20 protein-coding genes are annotated in these 20593 nt (G+C 36.4%); 17 read left to right on the top strand and 3 right to left on the bottom strand.

The window, feature by feature from the left end; genetic code table 11:
- Positions 1-126 precede the first annotated feature (126 nt).
- The 4 genes from rplU to cgtA all read left to right on the top strand — a co-directional run bounded on the left by rplU (position 127) and on the right by cgtA (position 2931).
- The gene (gene rplU / locus A9G42_RS02750) at positions 127-435 is read left to right on the top strand and encodes a 50S ribosomal protein L21 (RefSeq protein WP_034948580.1); all 309 of its coding nucleotides are present in this window, start codon (positions 127-129) and stop codon (positions 433-435) included.
- Between the two features lie 15 nt (positions 436-450).
- Complete coding sequence (rpmA, locus tag A9G42_RS02745; RefSeq protein WP_034915250.1) at positions 451-711, top strand: 50S ribosomal protein L27; 261 nt, start codon at positions 451-453, stop codon at positions 709-711.
- A gap of 88 nt (positions 712-799) precedes the next feature.
- Positions 800-1765 (top strand): DMT family transporter, encoded by a 966-nt coding sequence (locus A9G42_RS02740; protein ID WP_065652575.1) that lies wholly within the window; start codon positions 800-802, stop codon positions 1763-1765.
- On the top strand, positions 1765-2931 hold the full coding sequence (gene cgtA, locus A9G42_RS02735; RefSeq protein WP_065652574.1) for an Obg family GTPase CgtA: 1167 nt from the start codon (positions 1765-1767) through the stop codon (positions 2929-2931). Before A9G42_RS02740 ends, cgtA begins: the two co-directional genes overlap by 1 nt.
- 670 nt (positions 2932-3601) lie before the next feature.
- Here cgtA and smrB read toward each other — a convergent pair.
- Complete coding sequence (gene smrB, locus A9G42_RS02730; RefSeq protein ID WP_065583299.1) at positions 3602-4141, bottom strand: endonuclease SmrB; 540 nt, start codon at positions 4139-4141, stop codon at positions 3602-3604.
- Positions 4142-4146: 5 nt separating this feature from the next.
- Positions 4147-4785, bottom strand: a complete 639-nt coding sequence (nth, locus tag A9G42_RS02725; protein ID WP_065583300.1) for an endonuclease III — start codon at positions 4783-4785, stop codon at positions 4147-4149.
- Between the two features lie 281 nt (positions 4786-5066).
- On the opposite strand from nth, the gene putP reads away from it, so the two are divergent.
- From putP to adk, 11 genes are all read left to right on the top strand, one after another.
- Complete coding sequence (gene putP, locus A9G42_RS02720; RefSeq protein WP_176700498.1) at positions 5067-6554, top strand: sodium/proline symporter PutP; 1488 nt, start codon at positions 5067-5069, stop codon at positions 6552-6554.
- 52 nt (positions 6555-6606) lie between these two features.
- Positions 6607-7878 (top strand): tyrosine--tRNA ligase, encoded by a 1272-nt coding sequence (tyrS, locus tag A9G42_RS02715; RefSeq protein ID WP_218058022.1) that lies wholly within the window; start codon positions 6607-6609, stop codon positions 7876-7878.
- 4 nt (positions 7879-7882) lie between these two features.
- Positions 7883-8749 (top strand): pyridoxal kinase PdxY, encoded by an 867-nt coding sequence (pdxY, locus tag A9G42_RS02710; RefSeq protein WP_065652573.1) that lies wholly within the window; start codon positions 7883-7885, stop codon positions 8747-8749.
- Between the two features lie 59 nt (positions 8750-8808).
- Positions 8809-9249 carry a helix-turn-helix domain-containing protein gene (locus A9G42_RS02705; RefSeq protein ID WP_065583304.1) on the top strand — a complete coding sequence of 147 codons (441 nt, stop codon included), beginning with the start codon at positions 8809-8811 and terminating at the stop codon, positions 9247-9249.
- 85 nt (positions 9250-9334) lie between these two features.
- A complete protein-coding gene (gene ispG, locus A9G42_RS02700) occupies positions 9335-10444 on the top strand; it encodes a flavodoxin-dependent (E)-4-hydroxy-3-methylbut-2-enyl-diphosphate synthase (RefSeq protein ID WP_065583305.1) in 1110 nt (369 codons plus the stop codon).
- A 24-nt stretch (positions 10445-10468) separates the two neighbouring features.
- Positions 10469-11746 (top strand): histidine--tRNA ligase, encoded by a 1278-nt coding sequence (hisS, locus tag A9G42_RS02695; RefSeq protein ID WP_065652572.1) that lies wholly within the window; start codon positions 10469-10471, stop codon positions 11744-11746.
- A gap of 16 nt (positions 11747-11762) precedes the next feature.
- Complete coding sequence (locus A9G42_RS02690; RefSeq protein ID WP_065588879.1) at positions 11763-12488, top strand: YfgM family protein; 726 nt, start codon at positions 11763-11765, stop codon at positions 12486-12488.
- A 25-nt stretch (positions 12489-12513) separates the two neighbouring features.
- The gene (gene bamB, locus A9G42_RS02685) at positions 12514-13686 is read left to right on the top strand and encodes an outer membrane protein assembly factor BamB (protein WP_065588878.1); all 1173 of its coding nucleotides are present in this window, start codon (positions 12514-12516) and stop codon (positions 13684-13686) included.
- A 17-nt stretch (positions 13687-13703) separates the two neighbouring features.
- Complete coding sequence (gene der / locus A9G42_RS02680; protein ID WP_065652571.1) at positions 13704-15170, top strand: ribosome biogenesis GTPase Der; 1467 nt, start codon at positions 13704-13706, stop codon at positions 15168-15170.
- A 3-nt stretch (positions 15171-15173) separates the two neighbouring features.
- Entirely contained in the window at positions 15174-15425 is a 252-nt protein-coding gene (locus A9G42_RS13130) for a YfgJ family double zinc ribbon protein (RefSeq protein ID WP_082211779.1), read from the top strand.
- A gap of 39 nt (positions 15426-15464) precedes the next feature.
- Positions 15465-16109 carry an adenylate kinase gene (adk, locus tag A9G42_RS02675; protein WP_065652570.1) on the top strand — a complete coding sequence of 215 codons (645 nt, stop codon included), beginning with the start codon at positions 15465-15467 and terminating at the stop codon, positions 16107-16109.
- 289 nt (positions 16110-16398) lie between these two features.
- On the opposite strand, the gene ybeD is transcribed toward adk, so the two are convergent.
- Positions 16399-16665 (bottom strand): DUF493 family protein YbeD, encoded by a 267-nt coding sequence (gene ybeD, locus A9G42_RS02670; protein ID WP_065568404.1) that lies wholly within the window; start codon positions 16663-16665, stop codon positions 16399-16401.
- Between the two features lie 201 nt (positions 16666-16866).
- Between ybeD and gss the strand changes: the two genes are divergently transcribed.
- Positions 16867-18741 carry a bifunctional glutathionylspermidine amidase/synthase gene (gene gss / locus A9G42_RS02665; protein WP_065652569.1) on the top strand — a complete coding sequence of 625 codons (1875 nt, stop codon included), beginning with the start codon at positions 16867-16869 and terminating at the stop codon, positions 18739-18741.
- Positions 18742-19026: 285 nt separating this feature from the next.
- Entirely contained in the window at positions 19027-20592 is a 1566-nt protein-coding gene (locus A9G42_RS02660) for an SrfA family protein (protein ID WP_065652568.1), read from the top strand.
- Position 20593: the final 1 nt, after the last annotated feature.

Here is a 20593-nt window from a genome sequence, read left to right as displayed (position 1 = left end):
ATCTTTTGGTAAACAGCGCTTGCAACAAGCATAAATTTTGCGTAAAATTCACGCCCTATAAGATTAATCAATGCAGACATATATGTTTAATCAAGTAATCGTCTGCTTTTTATTGCGGAGTTAAGTATGTACGCAGTTTTCCAAAGTGGTGGTAAGCAACACCGAGTTAGCGAAGGTCAAGTCGTTCGCTTGGAAAAAATTGAAGTCGAAACAGGCTCAGAAGTTGTTTTCGATAAAGTTTTAATGGTAGCAAATGGTGAAGACATCAAAGTTGGTGCTCCGTTTGTTGAAGGTGCAACAATTAAAGCAGAAATTGTTGAGCACGGTCGTGGTGACAAAGTGAAAATTGTTAAATTCCGTCGTCGTAAACACTATCGTAAACAACAAGGTCACCGTCAGTGGTTCACTGATGTGAAGATCACTGCAATCGCTTAATAGGAGTATCGCACAATGGCACATAAGAAGGCTGGTGGTTCATCACGTAATGGTCGTGATTCCCAAAGTAAACGTTTAGGTGTTAAACGTTATGGTAGTCAAGAAGTTCTTGCTGGTAATATTTTAGTTCGTCAACGTGGAACTCAATTTCACCCAGGTACCAATGTAGGTTGTGGTCGCGATCATACTCTATTTGCCTTAATTGATGGGCAAGTAAAATTTGAAGTTAAAGGACCTAAAAACCGTCGTTATGTTAGTGTAGTTGCAAATAGCTAACTTAACAGCGGGTCAAAAGTTATAAAAGCCTCACAGTTATTGTGGGGCTTTTTTCTTTTCTTTAAACGCATATAAAATCGATAGCGATATGATAAAACAGCAAAATGTTAAATTAGGTTTTGCACTTGCCATGTTAACTGCGGTGATGTGGGGCATTGTGCCAGTTGTAATGAAATATGCACTAGTGGTTGTTGATCCCTTGACATTAGCCTGGTCTAGGTTAGCTATTTCAGCGCTTGGGATTACCATTTGGTTGGCTTATAAAAAGCAATTTCCTAGTTTAATGATGTTTAAAAAACGCCGTCGCTTTATTTTATTGATGATTGCTGGATTTGGATTGCTGGGTAATTTTGCATTATTTGCTAGTGCAGTTCAATACCTTTCAGCCACAACAGCCCAAGTTGTTGGGCAAACTGGCATTGTGATATTTATGGTGTCAAGCGCTTTAATTTTTAAAGAGCGACTAAGACCGACTCAGATCATTGGTATTTTAGTCTTACTAATTGGGTTAGGGCTATTTTTTAATAAAAATATTGCAGATCTGTTTTCTAATATGTCTTCATATGGTATAGGGGTTTGGCTTGGTTTACTTGCTTCGGTCTCATGGGCTTGCTATGCACTTGCTCAAAAGGTGTTATTACGTAAATTACGTGCAGAACAGCTACTTTGGTTAATTTACCTTATTTGTACCGTGTTTTTGATGCCATTTACTTCACCAAGCAGGATTGCAAATGCTGATGCAATGCAACTTTTTGCAATTATATTTTGTGGTTTAAATACTATCATTGCATATGGTGCGTTAGTGATGGCAATGGAGCGGTGGCAAGCGGCACAAGTTAGTGCTATAACAACCCTAACGCCATTATTTGCACTTGTCTTTTCAGATCTGTTTGCATTAATTTGGCCTGAAAAGTTTGCTATGCAATATTTAAATATTTTAGGTTATATTGGCGCAGTGTCTGTTGTTGCGGGCGCAATGTTTGCGACCATTGGGCATTATATTTGGCATCCAAGAAAAGGCTGGCTAATTAACCGCAATAAAGGGGAAGAATAATGAAATTTGTAGATGAAGCTTCAATTCGAGTCGAAGCTGGAGATGGTGGAAATGGTTGTGTCGGTTTTCGCCGAGAAAAATATATACCTAAAGGTGGCCCTGACGGTGGTGATGGTGGTGATGGTGGTGATGTATTTTTTATCGCTGATGAGAATTTGAATACACTTGTTGATTTTCAGTTTGAAAAAAATTACCGTGCTGAACGTGGTCAAAATGGGCAAGGTTCTGATTGTACCGGTAAACGAGGTCGAGATATCACGGTTAAAGTGCCTGTAGGAACGCGAATTACGGATAAATATACTGGTGAAGTTATTGGCGATTTAACGCATCACCAACAAAAAGTATTGGTTGCTAAAGGTGGCTTTCATGGCCTAGGAAATGCACGTTTTAAATCATCAGTAAATCGTGCGCCAAGGCAAAAAACGGATGGTACACCAGGCGAAAAACGCGATGTGTTATTAGAGTTATTATTACTTGCTGATGTGGGGATGTTAGGCTTACCTAATGCGGGTAAATCAACGTTTATTCGTGCTGTTTCAGCAGCCAAGCCAAAGGTAGCGGATTACCCATTTACAACATTAGTACCTAGCTTGGGTGTGGTTAGAATGGATAACGAACAGAGTTTTGTTGTTGCTGACATTCCCGGATTGATAGAAGGTGCATCTGATGGAGCAGGGCTTGGTATTCGTTTCTTAAAGCATCTTGAACGTTGCCGAGTGTTAGTACATTTAATTGATATCGCACCAATTGATGGCTCTGATCCGATCGAGAATGCAAAAGTCATTATCCAAGAACTACATCAGTATAGTGAAAAACTAGCTAATAAACCGCGTTGGTTAGTGTTTAATAAAATGGATGTATTAGGTGCTGAAGAGGGGACTGAGAGAGCGGCTGAAATTGCTAAGGCACTTGGTTGGCAAGATAAATATTATACTATTTCTGCAATTAACCACGAAGGTGTAAAGGCTTTATGCTGGAATTTAATGGAATATATTAATGCACATCCACGTGAAACCGAGCAGGCAGAATCATCGCCAGAAAAAGTGGAGTTTATGTGGGATGATTATCATCAACAAGTAATGGATGAAGCTTTTGATGATGATGAAGAATTTGAGGGTTGGGACGAAAGCGATGAAGAGGGTGTTGAGTTTATTTATCAAAAATAATAAGGATGATTGTCTTAATCTAAAATAATTTATTCATTGCGTGAAATCGTATTATAAAAGCAGAAGGGAAAGCTTCTGCTTTATTTTTTTGTATTGAGCAAATGTAAATTTATTATTTATAAAATAAGAGAATAATAAATTTATTGCTATGTAACTAGAAGAAGTCAAAAAAAAGCTTGATTTTAATAATGATAATCATTATCATTGGTGCGTACTTTGTTAGAGCGTAGAAAGGCTTCTGGAAAGTATGACATTGCTCACATTGCTTCCAATGTTTGCCAGCTTAATTAAGCTGGCTTTTTTATTTTACAGATAGCAGTTTAGTGGTAATCAATCCAATATTAAAATTAGTTTTCTTTTCTAATTTATTGCTAAATAATTTTGGGTATTGCACTTTAATATTTTTCCTAACCTCTCTACACCTATTTAGCTCTATCATAAGATTTTTTTGTTTTTCCATTATGTTGAATATTTAGTCATCCATTTTATACGGATATTTTTTGATATCAAAAATGAGTGTAACAACGATATATTTTATGTGACAACGTCAATATTTTGTTCGACAACAATGATTGCTTTGTTAGCTATATGTTGTGAATCGTATAACAATAAATATTATGAAATAATATGATTGAATATTTTTGAATATATCGATGAGATATATGTTATTTTAAATATCTATTAATTCATTAATATCAAATAAAATCAATAATGCAGCACTACCACCAAACTCTTTGGGGGCTTGATGAAAACAAATAATACGTGGATGTTGTGCAAGCCACAGTGGTGTTTGTTTTTTTAATATATTTTTACCATGACCATACATAATACACGCACAATGCGCTCTTTCTCTTAAACATGCAGCGATAAGGGCTGCAATTTCTTTTTTAGCTTCTTGTTGAGTAAGCCCGTGCAAGTCTAAAAAGAATTCTGGATTATAAAATCCACGGCGCAATTTTTTTACTTCGTAAGGATCAGCATTTTCTCTGCTATAGCGGATAGGATCTTCTTGCAATAATGGTTGGTAATTATCGGAAAAGTAAAATTCAGCATGATCTTTTTCATGTTGTAATTTTTTTGTTTCTACCGTTTTTTGTGAGCGTTTTATCGGTTTATGAATAACGGTATCTTGCTTAATCTTTTTGATATTACCAATACTGTTTTTAAATAAGTCGATATCTTCATGATCTAATTTAAATTTATTTAGCATGATTCTCACTCTGGGTAAATTTTTTCTTTAAATTCGCATAAATCTTCAATCACACAAGAACCGCACCGAGGCTTACGCGCAATACAGGTATAACGGCCATGCAAAATTAGCCAATGGTGGCAATTGATTTTGTACTCTTTAGGTACAACTTTCAGCAATTTTTCTTCAACAGCCTCAACTGTTTTTCCAGGTGCAAAACCAGTGCGGTTGCTGACTCGAAATATATGAGTATCAACGGCAATAGTTGGCCAACCAAAGGCTGTATTTAAGACAACGTTAGCCGTTTTTCGTCCAACGCCAGGCAGTTCAATAAGCGAATTAAAATCTTCTGGCACTTCGCCTTGATATTTATTAACTAAAATTTGGCATGTTTTTATAATATTCTCAGCCTTACTATTATATAGCCCAATAGTGCGAATATAACTTTTTAATTTATCAATACCAAGCGCCAAAATTTGCTCAGCAGTATTGGCAATAGCAAACAAGGGTTTAGTGGCTTTGTTTACACTCACATCAGTTGCTTGTGCTGAAAGCACAACGGCGATTAGTAGCTCAAAAGGTGTTTGATAAATTAGCTCTGTTGTTGGATCTTTAATATGATCCTTTAGTCTTTCTAAAATTTGGATTCGGGTTAATTGTTTCACGAAATAATGATATTAAAAGTTATTTAGACATATTATATACTTTTATTTATTGTTTATCTGTAGGTAATTGTTAGTTTTTCTAGAGTTATAAACAATAAAATTGATAGTGTACTAATTGATTGTGTACGAAATTACAGATTGTGAGTTGAATTTATTTGAAACATTATATCGGTTTTATTTATTTGCGTATTTACATTCATCATCACTGTCTTTTTAGCATGCTGATTTTATGGTAAGCTAACCAACTCTTTTTAATTTCATCAAATAAGGTTTTTTTTAATATGTCCTTACCCATGATTGTTACCTTTGCTGTGTACATTTTAGGAATGATTGCGATTGGCTATTTTGCGTTTCGATCAACGCAGAATTTTGGTGACTATATTTTAGGTGGGCGTCGTATTGGTAGTGTTGTGACTGCGCTTTCGGCGGGTGCATCTGATATGAGCGGCTGGTTGCTGATGGGGTTACCAGGTGCGGTTTTTTTGTTTGGCATTTCTCAAAGTTGGATTGCCATTGGACTTATCATTGGCGCATACCTCAATTGGTTATTGATTGCTGGGCGATTGCGTGTTTTTACTGAAGTCAATCATAACTCTTTAACATTACCTGATTATTTTGCGCGGCGATTTGATGATAAAAGTTCTTTGCTTCGCATTATTTCAGCTTTGATTATTCTTATCTTTTTTACCATTTATTGTGCTTCGGGTGTGGTTGCCGGTGCAAAGTTATTTGAAAGTACATTTGGTATGAGTTATGGTTGGGCTATGTTAGCCGGTGCTGGTGCAACAATTATCTATACCTTTATTGGCGGTTTTTTAGCAGTAAGTTGGACGGATACTATTCAGGCTAGTTTGATGATGTTCGCCCTTATCTTAACGCCAATTATGGTTATGGTAAATGCAGGTGGTTTTTCTGATGCAATGGTATATATTGAATCACTTAACCCTGATTATACCAATTTATTGGCTCATATGGATTTTATTTCTGTTATTTCCTTATTAGGTTGGGGGCTTGGTTATTTTGGTCAACCTCATATTTTAGCTAGATTTATGGCGGCTGATTCTCATGAAGTTATGAGAAACGCGCGTAGAATTAGTATGACTTGGATGGTTTTATGCTTAGGGGGCGCAATTACAGTTGGCTTTTTTGGTATTGCCTTTTTTGCTCATCATCCAGATTTAGGTTATTTGATTAATAATGGCAAACATGAACGTATTTTTATTGAGCTATCTAAGTTGCTTTTTAATCCTTGGGTTGCCGGTATTTTGCTTGCGGCTATTTTAGCGGCAGTAATGAGTACATTAAGTTGCCAATTGCTTGTTTGTTCAAGTGCACTAACAGAAGATTTTTATCGTGCATTTTTTAGACCGGAAGCAAAACAAAAAGAGCTTGTTTGGGTTGGCCGTATTATGGTGTTGTTAGTTTCAGTTATTGCTATTTTATTAGCCATTAATCCAAATAATAGCGTACTTGATTTAGTGAGCCACGCTTGGGCCGGATTTGGTGCGGCATTTGGACCTATAATCATATTTTCTGTTTTTTGGTCTCGTATGACTCGTAATGGTGCTTTAGCTGGAATGATAACAGGTGCTGTAACGGTATTGCTATGGCTTAATTTTAATTGGTTTAATCTTTATTCACTTATCCCTGGGTTTGTTTTTTCTTCTATAGCGATTATTATTGTTAGCCTTATTGATGAAAGGCCTAACAATATAGTGGAAGATCATTTTAAACAAGCGTATAAACGTTATCATAACAAAACAGAATAACATTTTATTTAAACTAGAATATAAACGTAATAAATTTAATAGGTAAAATATCATGACAAAAAATGTGATCAAACAACTACAGGAACGTGGGCTGATTGCTCAACTTACCGATGAAAAAGCGCTAGTAGAACAAATTGAGCAAAATTCAATTGCGCTTTATTGTGGTTTTGATCCAACTGCAGATAGTTTACACCTCGGTCATTTAGTCCCATTACTTTGTTTAAAACGATTTCAGTTAGCTGGCCATAAGCCTGTAGCTTTAGTCGGTGGGGCAACAGGATTAATTGGTGATCCAAGTTTTAAAGCGGTTGAACGTAAACTTAATACTGAAGAAACAGTGGTTGAATGGAGTGAAAAAATTAAACAGCAAGTTTCTCCATTTCTTGATTTTAATTGTGGTGAAAATGCAGCCATTGTTGCCAATAACTATGATTGGTTTAGTGGTATGAATGTACTGACCTTTTTACGTGACATTGGCAAGTACTTCTCGGTTAATGCGATGATCAATAAAGAATCAGTTAAACAACGTATTGATCGCGATGAGGCGGGGATCTCATTTACTGAGTTTTCTTATAGTTTATTACAATCTTATGATTTTGCTTGTTTGAATAAATCGCATGATGTTGTTTTACAAATTGGTGGTTCTGATCAGTGGGGGAATATTACTGCCGGTATCGATTTAACCCGTCGTTTACATCAAAAACAGGTTTATGGTTTGACTGTACCGCTAATCACTAAATCAGATGGTACCAAATTTGGTAAAACAGAAAGTGGTGCTGTATGGTTAGATCCGAAAAAGACAAGCCCTTATAAATTCTATCAGTTCTGGATCAATACGGCAGACGCTGATGTGTATCGATTCTTAAAATTCTTTACATTTATGCCATTAAGTGAAATTGATGCATTGGAAGAAGAAGATAAAAATAGTGGTGTTGCGCCAAGAGCTCAATATGTGCTTGCTGAACAAGTTACGCGTCTTGTTCATGGTGAAGAGGGTCTGGTTGCGGCAAAACGTATTACAGACAGTTTATTTTCTGGTAAATTAGCTGACCTATCAGAGGCTGATTTTGAACAATTAGCTCAAGACGGTATGCCAACGCTAGCCGTTGGTTCGGATGTTGATTTACAACAAGCGATCGTTAATGCACAGTTTGCACCTTCAAGAGGGCAGGCAAGAACGATGATTGAATCTAATGCTATTTCTATTAATGGTGAACGTAATACAACAACAGATTACCGTTTTGCTGATAGCGATAAGCTCTTTAATCGTTATACTTTACTTCGTCGTGGTAAAAAATATTACTGCTTGTTAATTTGGAGCTAATTTCATGAAAAATATTTTATCGATTCAGTCTCATGTGGTATTTGGTCATGCTGGAAATAGTGCAGCTGAGTTTCCTATTCGTCGATTAGGTGTCAATGTTTGGCCTTTAAACACCGTACAATTTTCTAATCATACTCAATATCGCCAATGGACTGGAACGGTAATGTCGGCGTCTCATTTAACCGAGATTGCCGATGGGATCAATGAGATTGATGAATTAAAACGTTGTAATGCGGTGTTAAGTGGTTATATGGGCTCGTCAGAGCAAGGTAATGCCATTATTGAAATAGTTAAAAAAGTAAAGGCTGTCAACCCTGATGCCATCTATCTTTGCGATCCTGTAATGGGACATCCAGAAAAAGGATGCTTTGTTGCTCCTGGGGTATCTGAATTTTTATGCAATACAGCACTGCCTATGGCAGATATGATGGCACCAAATATCTTAGAACTTGAAGAGCTAAATGGTAAACAACGGATTAATAATGTTGACGAAGCGATTTTAGCTTGCCGTGAGCTATGCAAAAAAGGACCTAAAGCTATTTTAGTTAAACATTTAAGCAGAGCTGGCTATAAAAATGATCGTTTTGAAATGTTGCTTGTAACTAAAGACGAAGCATGGCATATTGATCGTCCATTAGTTGATTTTGGCGTAAGGCAACCAGTTGGTGTTGGCGATATGACTAGCGGGTTATTTTTAGCTAATATTTTACTGGGAAAATCATTGGTCGAAGCCTTAGAACATACTACTTCAGCTGTCTATGCTGTTATGCTTGAAACGTTAAGACAAGATGAGTATGAGTTACAATTAGTGGCAGCACAACATGAAATTGAAAAACCAACACAATGGTTTAATGCAAAAAAAATTGATTAGTTGTAGAATATGTAAAGAAGGTGTTTTACAACGGTTAGTATTAAGTTTATGAGGGGATAATGGACAATATTTCACTAGGAGTGATGCTCACTGATTTACGAGAACAAATGGGATTAACTCAAGATGATATTGCCAATAAAATTCATGTGCGGAAAACGGTAGTTGCTGATATCGAAAAAGACCAATTGCCTCACGCTCCTCTTGTTTTTGTAAAAGGTTATATTCGATCTTATGCCGATATTGTCGGTTTACCTGTTGATCAGTATCAACCTTATATTGATGAGTTAACCCAACAATCTAAATCTCAGCAAAAGAAATACCAAACGCAAGCATTTATAACTAAAAAGCCAGGGAAGCTCCCCTTTATTTTTATTGGATTATTTATTCTTTTTTGTGCTCTCGGTATAACGTTATATTATGTGAATAAAGAAAGTAAAAATAACCTTATTGAAGTAAGCCATTATATTTCACCATCCTCATCTACTCGTGTTAATAGTTAGCAAATTTTCTTATTCTCATACAGACATTTGTCTTAAATCTTGTTAAGATTGCTGGCTAGTTATTTTGTAATATAGTTAAGAGTGTATGAGCCATCAAGATTCGCCAATTTTTAGACGAGAATCTACCCGAATTTATGTCGGTAATGTCCCTATTGGTTGCGGAGCGCCAATTGCGGTTCAATCGATGACAAATACTCGCACCACTGATGTAGAAAAAACCGTAGCCCAAATTCAAGCGCTTGAGCGTGTTGGTGTGGATATTGTGCGTGTTTCCATTCCAACGATGGATGCAGCAGAGGCATTTAAATTTATTAAACAACAATCTAAAGTTCCGCTCATTGCTGATATTCATTTTGATTATCGTATAGCTTTGAAAGTGGCGGAATATGGTGTTGATTGTTTGAGAATTAACCCTGGTAATATTGGTAATGAGTCAAGAATTAGGGCTGTTGTTGATTGTGCCAAAGATAAAAATATTCCTATACGCATTGGTGTTAATTCGGGCTCGCTGGAAAAAGATATCCAAGAGAAATATGGGGAGCCAACCCCAAAAGCGATTGTTGAATCAGCAATGCGCCATGTTGATATACTTGATAGGTTTAATTTTGATCAGTTTAAGGTGAGTGTAAAAGCCTCAGATGTATTTACTGCAGTGGATGCTTATCGATTGTTAGCTAAGCAAATTAAGCAACCATTACATTTAGGTATAACTGAAGCAGGTGGCGTGCGTAGTGGTGCTATTAAATCGGCGATTGGATTAGGGTTGTTGTTATCAGAAGGCATCGGCGATACGCTCCGAGTATCTTTAGCCGCAGATCCTGTTGAGGAAGTTAAAGTCGGTTTTGATATATTAAAATCACTGCGTATACGGTCTCGGGGTATTAATTTTATTGCATGCCCAACCTGTTCTCGCCAAGAGTTTGACGTGATTAATACAGTCAATATACTAGAACAGCGATTGGAAGACATTATTACACCAATGGATGTATCTATTATTGGTTGTGTGGTCAATGGTCCAGGGGAAGCATTAGCTTCAACTATGGGAGTTGCTGGCGGTCATAACAAAAGTGGTTTTTATGAAGATGGTGTGCGTATTGGCCGTATCGATAATGAACAGATGATTGATGAATTAGAAGCTAAAATTCGTGCTAAAGCATCCATGTTGAAAAATAGAATTGCAGCAACTGAATTATAATTTTATTAGATAGCGAATAAATAAATGACTGAGAAAAAGATCCAATCAATACGAGGAATGAACGACTTACTTCCAACAGATAGTGCAAGTTGGCAACAGATTGAAAAAATTGTCAAAGGCGTATTAAATAGCTATGGTTATAACGAAATTAGAACACCGATTGTTGAAGATACTGCACTATTTAAGCGAGCTGTTGGTGAAGTCACTGATATTGTTGAAAAAGAGATGTATACTTTTAACGATCGTAATGATGAAAGTATAACGCTGCGCCCAGAACTTACCGCAGGTTGTGTTCGTGCTGGGATTGAACATGGTCTTTTTTACAACCAAGAGCAACGCCTTTGGTATTTAGGACCAGCTTTTCGTTATGAAAAACCTCAAAAAGGCCGTTATCGCCAATTTCATCAATTTGGTGTGGAAGTATTTGGACTAGAGGGTCCAAACATTGATGCAGAGCTTATTTTATTAACAGCTCGTTTTTGGAAAGCGCTTGGTATTGAACAATATACCTCTCTTGAGCTTAACTCAATTGGTTCGTTAGAAGCCAGAGCCAATTATCGAAATGCACTCGTTGCTTTTCTTGAACAATATAAAGATAAATTGGATGAAGACTGTGTGCGTAGAATGTATACTAATCCATTACGCGTACTTGATTCAAAAAAACCAGTTGTACAAGAGCTACTAAATCAAGCTCCTCAACTATTTGATTATATAGATGAAGAGTCAAAAATTCACTTTGAAGGTTTATGTCGATTATTGGATAATGCTGGAATCAAATACAATATTAATCAAAGATTAGTTCGTGGGTTAGATTATTATAATCGTACTGTTTTTGAGTGGGTCACAAGCAGTTTAGGTGCTCAAGGTACCGTTTGTGGTGGTGGTCGTTATGATGGTCTGGTTAGTCAACTGGGTGGTCAACCAACACCAGCTGTTGGTTTTGCAATGGGCGTTGAGCGTTTAGTGTTATTAGTTCAGGCGGTTAATCCAACATTAAATTGCGATAATTCGATTGATATTTATATGATATCATCTGGTGATGAGAAGACAATTGCAGCCACACAGAGTGTTGCTGAGCTGTTGCGTGATGGTCTACCTGATTGGCGAATTATGACAAATTACGGTAGTAGTAATTTTAAGAAACAATTTGCTAAAGCCGATAGGTTAGGTGCTAAAATAGCTGTTATCATTGGTGAAAATGAACTAGCTAATCATTCAGTAATGATTAAAAATTTACAAACAGGCGAACAAGTTGAAGTTGCACAAAAAGACGTAGTTCAAACTTGCTTGTCAATTAAGTAAAAAATAGGAGAAAAACGTGAGTCATCAATTATCGAGTGAAGAACAACTTGAAGAGATAAAGGGCTTTTTTGCTAAAACATGGAAAATTATGGTTGCGGTTCTTGTGATCGGATTATTCGCTTTTTATGGCTGGCGTTATTGGCAATCTTGTAAAGCTGAAAAAGCGATAGAATCATCAGATAAATATGAGCAATTACTTACTCAATTAGATGATAATAAGCCAGATTCAGTTAATGAATTGGTTTCTTTTGCGAAAGATGACGATACTATTTATAGTGTGTTTGCGAATTTACGCGCTGCAAAATTTTATGTTGAAGTATTAAAAGATTACCCTGGTGCACAAGCATTATTATCTGATGTATTAAAGAAAACCGATTCAGAGCCGGTCAGAACCATTACCCATATTCGTATTGCACGCTTACAGTACCAACAAGGTCAATATCAAGACAGTTTAACATCGTTAAGCAATGTAACGAGCGAAAGTTGGGGAGCTGTTGTTAATGATATCCGTGGTGATGTGTTATTTAAAATGATGCGTTATGCAGACGCAGTTAACGCTTATAACGTTGCTCTAACTTCTAATCCAACCAAAGATTTAGAAGGAAATATTAAAATGAAGTTGAATCAAACTGAATATTTGCAATCAAAACAACAAGTTGAACAAGAAGCCCAAGCAGCTAAAGAAAAGGCAGAACAAGAAGCTAAGGCAAAACAAGCTGTAACTGACGAAAATAAAAATTAATTATCCTGCGATAAGGGGCTATACAATGAAGTTATCAAAATATCTTTTTACTGGTGTTTTAATGTTTTCACTTGCTGGGTGCTCTTTATTCGGTGGGGAAGAAGAAATTGTTCAAATTTCACCTTCACCGAAAGTGGATAACCAATTTTCTATCCAACAAGTGTGGAAAAATAGTACGGCTGGCAATACTCATATTTACTCATTATTAGGACCAAGTAATTATGATAATGCTATTTACGTCGCCAGTCGTAGTGGACAAGTTAAAGCCATTGATTTAGCTAGCGGTAATACTATATGGGATGTAAATTTATCTCAAAGCACCCTTTTTAGTAGTAAAACCGCACTATTTTCAGGGGGCGTAAGTGCCGATGATAAATATGTCTATGTAGGTAGTGAGCGCGCTGTTGTATATGCATTAGATCGCTTAGATGGGAAAGTGGTCTGGGAAAAACCTGTAAAAGGTGAAGTGCTTGCTCGCCCTGTATCTTCTCAAGACAAATTAATCATTCATACAGCAAGTGGTATTTTGCAAGGTCTTAATCGCGATACCGGTGATAATTTATGGGATGTTTCTTTCGAAGTCCCTGCACTGTCGTTAAGAGGTAACTCTACACCAACGATTGCCCATGGTGCAGCCATTGTTGGCGATGATAATGGTCGAGTAAATGCTTACTATATTAACGACGGTCAATTAATTTGGCAGCAACGTATTTCTCAGCCATCAGGCTCTACTGAAATTGCTAAATTAAATGATGTTGACTCTAGTCCTGTAGTTGAAGGTAATTTAGTCTATACTGTTGGTTATAATGGTAGTGTTGTTGCACTTGATTTAAGTAATGGTCAGCCTGTTTGGCACAAAGAACTTGGCTCTATTCATAACTTTGCGGTTGATACACATCAATTATTTGTTATTGATCAAAATGATAATGTTCAAGCGATTGCTAAGAACAGTGGAGCTGAGCTTTGGACTCAAACAAGCCTTTTACATCGCCAGTTAACAGATCCTGTTATCTACCAGAATTATGTTGTATTTGGTGATTTTGAAGGTTATTTATATTGGTTGAATGCTGAAAATGGCGAAATTGTTGCTAAAACAAAAGTCAGTAGTAGTGGATTAATTTCGAAACCATTAGTTGTGGATAATAAAATTATTGTTCAGGCTAAAAATGGTGATATTTACGCATTCACAAAAAAATAAAGTAATTGAGAATAAATATGATACCTGTTGTCGCACTAGTTGGTCGTCCGAATGTTGGAAAGTCGACTTTATTTAATCGATTAACTCGAACTCGAGATGCCTTAGTAGCTGATTTCCCTGGATTAACGCGTGACCGTAAGTATGGGTGCGCAGAGATCAAAGGGCATGAATATATCGTCATTGATACTGGTGGTATTGATGGCACCGAGGATGGGGTTGAAAGCTTTATGGCTGAACAATCCTTACAAGCAATAGAAGAAGCAGATATTGTGCTTTTTTTAGTTGATGCAAGAGCTGGTGCTATGCCTGCTGATCATGCCATTGCTAAACATCTTCGTTCTCGTCAAAAAGCAACATTTTTAGTTGCTAATAAAATTGATGGTATTGATGCTGATAGCGCTATTTCTGATTTTTATAGTTTAGGATTAGGTAACATTCATCCGATTGCAGCAAGTCATGGTCGTGGTGTTAATGTGTTAATCGAAACGGTATTAGATCCTATTTTTCATTTTGAAAATGATCAGCATGAGGTTTTGTCTGATGAGCCTACCGATGATGAGCTTCTTGATGCTTATGATGATGTTGAAGATGATGCTGAGTCACTGATTAACCAGCCAATCAAAGTTGCTATTGTTGGTAGACCGAACGTTGGTAAGTCAACACTCACTAATCGAGTTTTAGGTGAAGAACGCGTCGTTGTCTATGATATGCCGGGTACGACGCGTGACAGTATTTATATACCTATGACACGTGATGATCGTGAATATGTCATGATTGATACCGCAGGTGTTCGTAAACGCGGAAAGGTTACCGAAACTGTCGAAAAGTTTTCAGTTATTAAAACATTACAAGCAATTGAAGATGCTAACGTTGTTATTTTGGTTATAGATGCCAGAGAAGGTATATCTGATCAGGATTTATCATTACTTGGTTTTATTATTAATAGTGGGCGATCACTTGTGATAGCCGTTAATAAGTGGGATGGTTTATCTCAAGATATTAAAGAGCAAGTAAAGTCAACGTTAGATGATCGGTTAGATTTTATTGATTTTGCACGTGTACACTTTATTTCGGCACTTCATGGCAGTGGCGTTGGTAATTTATTTGATTCCATTCAAGAAGCCTATGATTGTGCAACACGTCGAGTTAATACCGCTTTATTAACCAAAATTATGCAAATGGCGCAGGACGATCATCAGCCACCTTTGGTACGGGGACGCCGCGTTAAATTAAAATATGCACATGCGGGCGGTTATAACCCACCAATTGTGGTGATTCATGGTAATCAAGTTGAAGATTTACCCGATTCTTATAAGCGCTATTTAATGAACTACTTTAGAAGATCGTTAAAAATTATGGGTTCACCAATTCGAATTCAATTTAAAGAAGGTGCCAACCCATTTGAAGGGCGTAAGAATAGTTTGACGGCTTCTCAACAACGTAAACGTCGCCGTTTAATGAAACATGTACGAGGTCGTAAATAGCTGATGACAACAAAAAAGAGCGTTGATAGCGGGCAAGAAGGTATTTGTCCAAAATGCCATAATAAAATGAATACTGTGTCGCCACAACATTACGACTGTCCTCATTGCAAACAGCATTACCTAGAACAGTATGTCTGCCCGATTTGCCAGCAGAGTGCTCAAATGGTTAAAGGTTGTGGCGCTATAAACTATATTTGTCACACTGATGGCTTAATCTCCAGCAGTAAAGTGATATTTCATTATTTACCAGAATAGAAAATTGTATCTATATTTAAAGCCATAAGAGGTTATTTTATGCGAATTATTTTATTAGGCGCACCAGGAGCAGGAAAGGGAACTCAAGCACAATTTATTATGCAAAAATACGGTATTCCCCAAATTTCAACGGGTGATATGTTACGTGCAGCAGTAAAATCAGGTAGCCCATTAGGTTTACAAGCAAAAGAGTTAATGGATAGTGGTAAGCTTGTTACTGATGAGCTAGTTATTGCTTTAGTCAAAGAACGCATTGCTGAAAGTGATTGTAAAAATGGCTTTTTGTTAGATGGTTTTCCTCGTACGATTCCACAAGCGGATGCAATGAAAGATGCTGGAATCAATGTTGATTATGTGCTTGAATTTGATGTGCCTGATGAGGTGATTATTGATCGTATGAGCGGTCGTCGAATTCATGCTGGTTCAGGACGTGTATATCATATTCGCCATAATCCGCCAAAGGTTGAAAACATTGATGATGTGACAGGTGAGCCCCTCACCATTCGCAAAGATGATAATGAAGAGATCGTTCGTAAACGCCTTGTTGAATATCATGATTTAACTAAACCACTTATTAATTATTATCAGCATGAAGCAAAAGAAGGACGCACAAAGTATTTCCGTGTTGATGGAACACAGCCTGTCGCTCAAGTAACCGAAGAATTAGCAACAATTTTGGGATAATTCGTTATCAATTAAAAGTGCAAGTGGGTTAACATTATCTTGCGCTTTTTTAATTCATTAGGTTAATTTTTCTATTTATACAACAATAAACTAAAAGCCAATATATCATAAACTTTACTAAAAAAACATTCAGAAAAGCCATTGATTTTATTGAAGTTTTTGTTTTTGGTGAAATATCGATTTTACTCAATTTTTTAGCTATCATATTGATTCAACTAAACCTATTTTATAATCAATAGAGAGCCTTATTTGTGGAAATAAGACTCTATTTTTAATAAAAAATAAAATATTATAAAACCATTCTAACAATATCGATTTCGCTTAATTCTTTATAAAGATTTTCAACCTGATCAATATGAGTGGCATTAATAGTAATTGACACAGAATGATAATTACCTTTGCTACTTGGTTTAATTGATGGCGTATAATCACCAGGAGCGTGGCGTTGAATCACTGATACCACTTTATCTACCAGCTCTGGCTTTGCTTCTCCCATGACTTTATAGGTAAAAGAACAAGGAAACTCTAATAATTCATTTAATTTTGTTTTTTGCATAATTGTATTTTTCTCACTTAATTGGAGCAATGTATCAGTAAGACTACTAAGAATAGTCACTATATATAGGCAATTTAGTCTTCTTCAAGTAATGAAATATAAACATTGCTTTTTAAAGGCTATAATTTGATCTATGATAAGAAAATTCTAACAGCTTGATAAATGTATCTTGCTATTCATTCTCTATAAGGTTAATACAATATGTTATCTCAGCTCAGCGATAAAGAACCTTTCGGAACATTATTAGGTTATGCGCCAGGTGGCGTTGCCATTTATTCTTCTGATTATGAAACATTGGATCGAACCCAATACCCGACTGATGCATCATTTCGTAGCTATTCTGGGTATGAGTATATGGGATATAAATGGCAATGTGTTGAATTTGCAAGGCGATTTTTATTCTTAAATTACGGTATTGTATTTACTGATGTGGGTATGGCTCACGAAATTTTTTCACTACGCTTTTTAAGGCAAGTTGTTAACGAAGCCATTTTACCTTTACAGGCGTATGCTAATGGCAGTAAAAAAATACCAGAAGCAGGATCTTTATTGATATGGGATGATGGCGGTGTATTTGATAGAACAGGTCATGTCGCTGTTATTACTGAAGTGTTTGAAGATAAAATTAGGATAGCTGAGCAAAATGTAATACATACCCGCTTACCCATTGGGCAACAATGGACGCGCGAACTTAAAATGACAGTGAGCAATGAGGGCTATCAATTACATGATACGTTTGATGACACGAAAATCTTAGGTTGGATGATTCAAACTGACAAAACCGAATATACTTTACCACAACCAACAATTCCTAAGCCTTTACTGGAAATCCACAGTGCTCATATTAAAAATGAAAGCCAATTTGCTAAAAAATGGTTAAATGAATCAGACCCATTAGAAAATGCGTATGTATTAGCAGCAGGTCATGCGATTAGCCATGATGATCAATATCGTTATTTCACCATTTCAGAAAGTGCGGAACAAGAGTTAATTCGGGCAACAAACGAGTTACATTTAATGTATTTACATGCTACCGACAAGGTGTTAAAGGATAATAATTTATTAATTAATTTTAATGTTCCTGAAATATTATGGCCAAGATTACGTCTTTCTTGGCAGCAACGCCGTTATCAAATGATTACTGGACGATTAGATTTCTGTATGGATGAGCGTGGCTTTAAAGTTTATGAATATAATGCCGATTCGGCCTCTTGCCATACGGAAGCGGGGCATATTTTACAAAAATGGGCAATCCAAGCGGGATTAAACCGAGGAGCTGATCCTAGTTGTGGCCTACTTAATTCTTTAGCTAACTGTTGGGTGCATAGTGATGCCGAACCTTTTGTTCATATCATGCAAGACAATGATAGTGAAGAAAATTATCATGCACTATTTATGCAAAGTGCCCTTACTCAAGCTGGATTTAGTAGTAAGATTTTACGGGGTCTTAATGGGCTATGTTGGGATAAACGTGGGCGGCTTGTGGATGATGAAGGCCATCAAGTAACTTGTGTCTGGAAAACATGGGCTTGGGAAACGGTTTTAGAACAGCTTCGAGAAGAAAGTGAAGCACAAGTTGCTGGATTACCTATTCGTACAGGGCATCCAGAAAATGCTGTAAGATTAATTGATGTATTGTTACGGCCAGAAGTGTCTGTTTTTGAGCCATTATGGACGGTTATTCCAAGTAATAAAGCTATTTTACCTGTGTTATGGTCATTATTCCCTAACCACCGTTACTTATTAGAATCGACTTTTGAACTTAATGAAAACCTAATTAAAAAAGGTTATGCTATTAAACCGATTGCAGGACGGCGGGGTAGCAATATTGAATTAGTCAATAGTAAAGAACAAGTGCTTGATAAAACACAGGGTAAATTTGCAAAACAAGAAAACATCTATCAAGAATTATGGTGTTTACCTAAGGTCGATGATCGGTATCTACAGTTATGTACTTTTACTGTTGGTGGGCATTATGGCGGTGCTTGTTTACGGTCAGATCCTACATTGGTTATAAAAGGTGAAAGTGATATGCAACCATTACGCGTTTTAACGGATGATGAGTTTATAAAGTGAATTTTTGTAGAGAGGTTTCGGATAATTCATACGTTTTAGTATAAAACAGAAATAATAGCAATTGCGCTTATTGGATAAAATTAACCGGATAATCGCGTGGCTTTTTAAAATAATTTTTATATAACCTATTATTTTTTATAATGAATTGTTTATGTTTTGATTCAAAAAACAGACGAAAAGCTCATAATATCGGTTAGCAAACCAATTACAACATTCAAGTTTTTCTGTTAGAATTGATATAATCCTATAAAAAGATAAATAAAATTAAGGAATAAAAAGGAATATATGGCAAATACATTACTTCGAAGTGGTGATATCAAAGATTTCAAAATGTTAGGACATGATGGTAAGGCTGCCTATCTCGTTGCAACTCAAATCCGCGAAATGTTTAGAGTTAAATTAGGTAAGCAATATGCTGATTGTTTAGCTATTCCCCAACGTAATGATCAAGGCAATATTATTGATTGGTATATTCCTTTTGACTCAGACCAGCCTGATGGCCAATATTATATCGTACCTTGGAGCTCTGCTAGCGAGTCTGAGCAAGAATCAGCACTAACATTGCTTAGAGAATTTGAACATAAAGTGATGAATTTCGGTAAGCAACTAGCGAGTAATCCTAATTTAGAGGGAGATCAACTCCTTTTTAGCCGCCTTATTTATGACCCCAAAAATAATGCCGACAGCGCTGAGCCTAATTTGATGGCGATACGTTTTCCAAGTAATCAATTTGTTTATATCGTTAATGACAAACCTGTCATTACTTTTTGGGGATTTGTTTATCCGCAAACGCCTCAAGTTAAGTCTCCATTCTATTGTTTAGAGCCCGCAAAAAAAGTTACATCAACAGCAACGGTGCCTCCAGCTCAGACACCTATTAATAATAAACCATGGTGGAAGCGTTGGTGGATATGGTTACTGGGATTATTACCTTTATTGTTACTTTTGCTAGCATTGTTTTTACTACGTGGTTGTTGGTTAAAACCTGAAATATCGATTAATCCAAATTTGTCTTTAGAAAATGCTCCAATTAATCAAGCAGAAAAAAATGAACAACAAGATGAGAAAAAGCCTAACGTTGCATTAAAAACTGAGCCAAAAGATGTGGTTGTAGACAATCAGTTAGGCGCGATCAATAACGTTATACCAAATGACACAACTTTAGGCGATACAAATAATGTTAATCGTGTTCCTACTAATGCTGATGCAACTGGCGATTCGGTTGATCATCCTGTACCAGTTGATAGCACAAATGATGATAAGAATACTCCAAAACCAGATGCTAAAGATAATGAAAATGGGACGGTACCATCTCCAGATCTGGATAAAACTGATGGAAAGGATGAAAAATCCAATGTTCCCGATCCGGATCAAAAAGATAATATTGAAGAGAAAAATAGCCAAGATGGCACTGACCAAACGACTTCTCCAACCGATAAAAATAATAAATCAGATTCGACTTCAGCTGCTGATCAGGCTGACCATTTAGCTTTGCCTACTGATGCAATCAAGCAAGGAACCACCGATTTCTTAAATGGTCAATGGTCTGCAAACGGGGGGATCCAAGATAAAGCTACTGGTAAGCCATTGCAATTAAGTTATAACTTTAATGATGGCAATGGTGAAGTGACTATAACACGTAGTGATGGTGTAAAATGTACAGGTAATGTTAGCACTGGCATTAAAAACGCTAATTTAGATATAACAGGTAACACTGAGGCTGTTTGTAGTGACAATACCAAATATCAATTACCAAAAATTCAATGTACACAAGGCAAGGATAATAAAGCCAATTGCCAAGGAATTTATAATAATGGGACTGCATTCCCAATAACGATGAAAAAACAATAAA

This window comes from Gilliamella sp. Nev6-6, from assembly GCF_001690605.1.
GTDB classification, from domain to species: Bacteria; Pseudomonadota; Gammaproteobacteria; order Enterobacterales; family Orbaceae; genus Gilliamella; species Gilliamella apicola_C.
This window is presented reverse-complemented; position numbering and strand designations above follow the sequence as displayed.

Excerpts from the sequence above, each read along its gene's own strand:
- rplU (WP_034948580.1), top strand. The coding sequence starts at position 127 with ATGTACGCAGTTTTCCAAAGTGGTGGTAAGCAACACCGAGTTAGCGAA.
- rpmA (WP_034915250.1), top strand. The coding sequence starts at position 451 with ATGGCACATAAGAAGGCTGGTGGTTCATCACGTAATGGTCGTGATTCC.
- A9G42_RS02740 (WP_065652575.1), top strand. The coding sequence starts at position 800 with ATGATAAAACAGCAAAATGTTAAATTAGGTTTTGCACTTGCCATGTTA.
- cgtA (WP_065652574.1), top strand. The coding sequence starts at position 1,765 with ATGAAATTTGTAGATGAAGCTTCAATTCGAGTCGAAGCTGGAGATGGT.
- smrB (WP_065583299.1), bottom strand. The coding sequence starts at position 4,141 with ATGCTAAATAAATTTAAATTAGATCATGAAGATATCGACTTATTTAAA.
- putP (WP_176700498.1), top strand. The coding sequence starts at position 5,067 with ATGTCCTTACCCATGATTGTTACCTTTGCTGTGTACATTTTAGGAATG.
- tyrS (WP_218058022.1), top strand. The coding sequence starts at position 6,607 with ATGACAAAAAATGTGATCAAACAACTACAGGAACGTGGGCTGATTGCT.
- pdxY (WP_065652573.1), top strand. The coding sequence starts at position 7,883 with ATGAAAAATATTTTATCGATTCAGTCTCATGTGGTATTTGGTCATGCT.
- A9G42_RS02705 (WP_065583304.1), top strand. The coding sequence starts at position 8,809 with ATGGACAATATTTCACTAGGAGTGATGCTCACTGATTTACGAGAACAA.
- ispG (WP_065583305.1), top strand. The coding sequence starts at position 9,335 with ATGAGCCATCAAGATTCGCCAATTTTTAGACGAGAATCTACCCGAATT.
- hisS (WP_065652572.1), top strand. The coding sequence starts at position 10,469 with ATGACTGAGAAAAAGATCCAATCAATACGAGGAATGAACGACTTACTT.
- bamB (WP_065588878.1), top strand. The coding sequence starts at position 12,514 with ATGAAGTTATCAAAATATCTTTTTACTGGTGTTTTAATGTTTTCACTT.
- der (WP_065652571.1), top strand. The coding sequence starts at position 13,704 with ATGATACCTGTTGTCGCACTAGTTGGTCGTCCGAATGTTGGAAAGTCG.
- A9G42_RS13130 (WP_082211779.1), top strand. The coding sequence starts at position 15,174 with ATGACAACAAAAAAGAGCGTTGATAGCGGGCAAGAAGGTATTTGTCCA.
- adk (WP_065652570.1), top strand. The coding sequence starts at position 15,465 with ATGCGAATTATTTTATTAGGCGCACCAGGAGCAGGAAAGGGAACTCAA.
- ybeD (WP_065568404.1), bottom strand. The coding sequence starts at position 16,665 with ATGCAAAAAACAAAATTAAATGAATTATTAGAGTTTCCTTGTTCTTTT.
- gss (WP_065652569.1), top strand. The coding sequence starts at position 16,867 with ATGTTATCTCAGCTCAGCGATAAAGAACCTTTCGGAACATTATTAGGT.
- A9G42_RS02660 (WP_065652568.1), top strand. The coding sequence starts at position 19,027 with ATGGCAAATACATTACTTCGAAGTGGTGATATCAAAGATTTCAAAATG.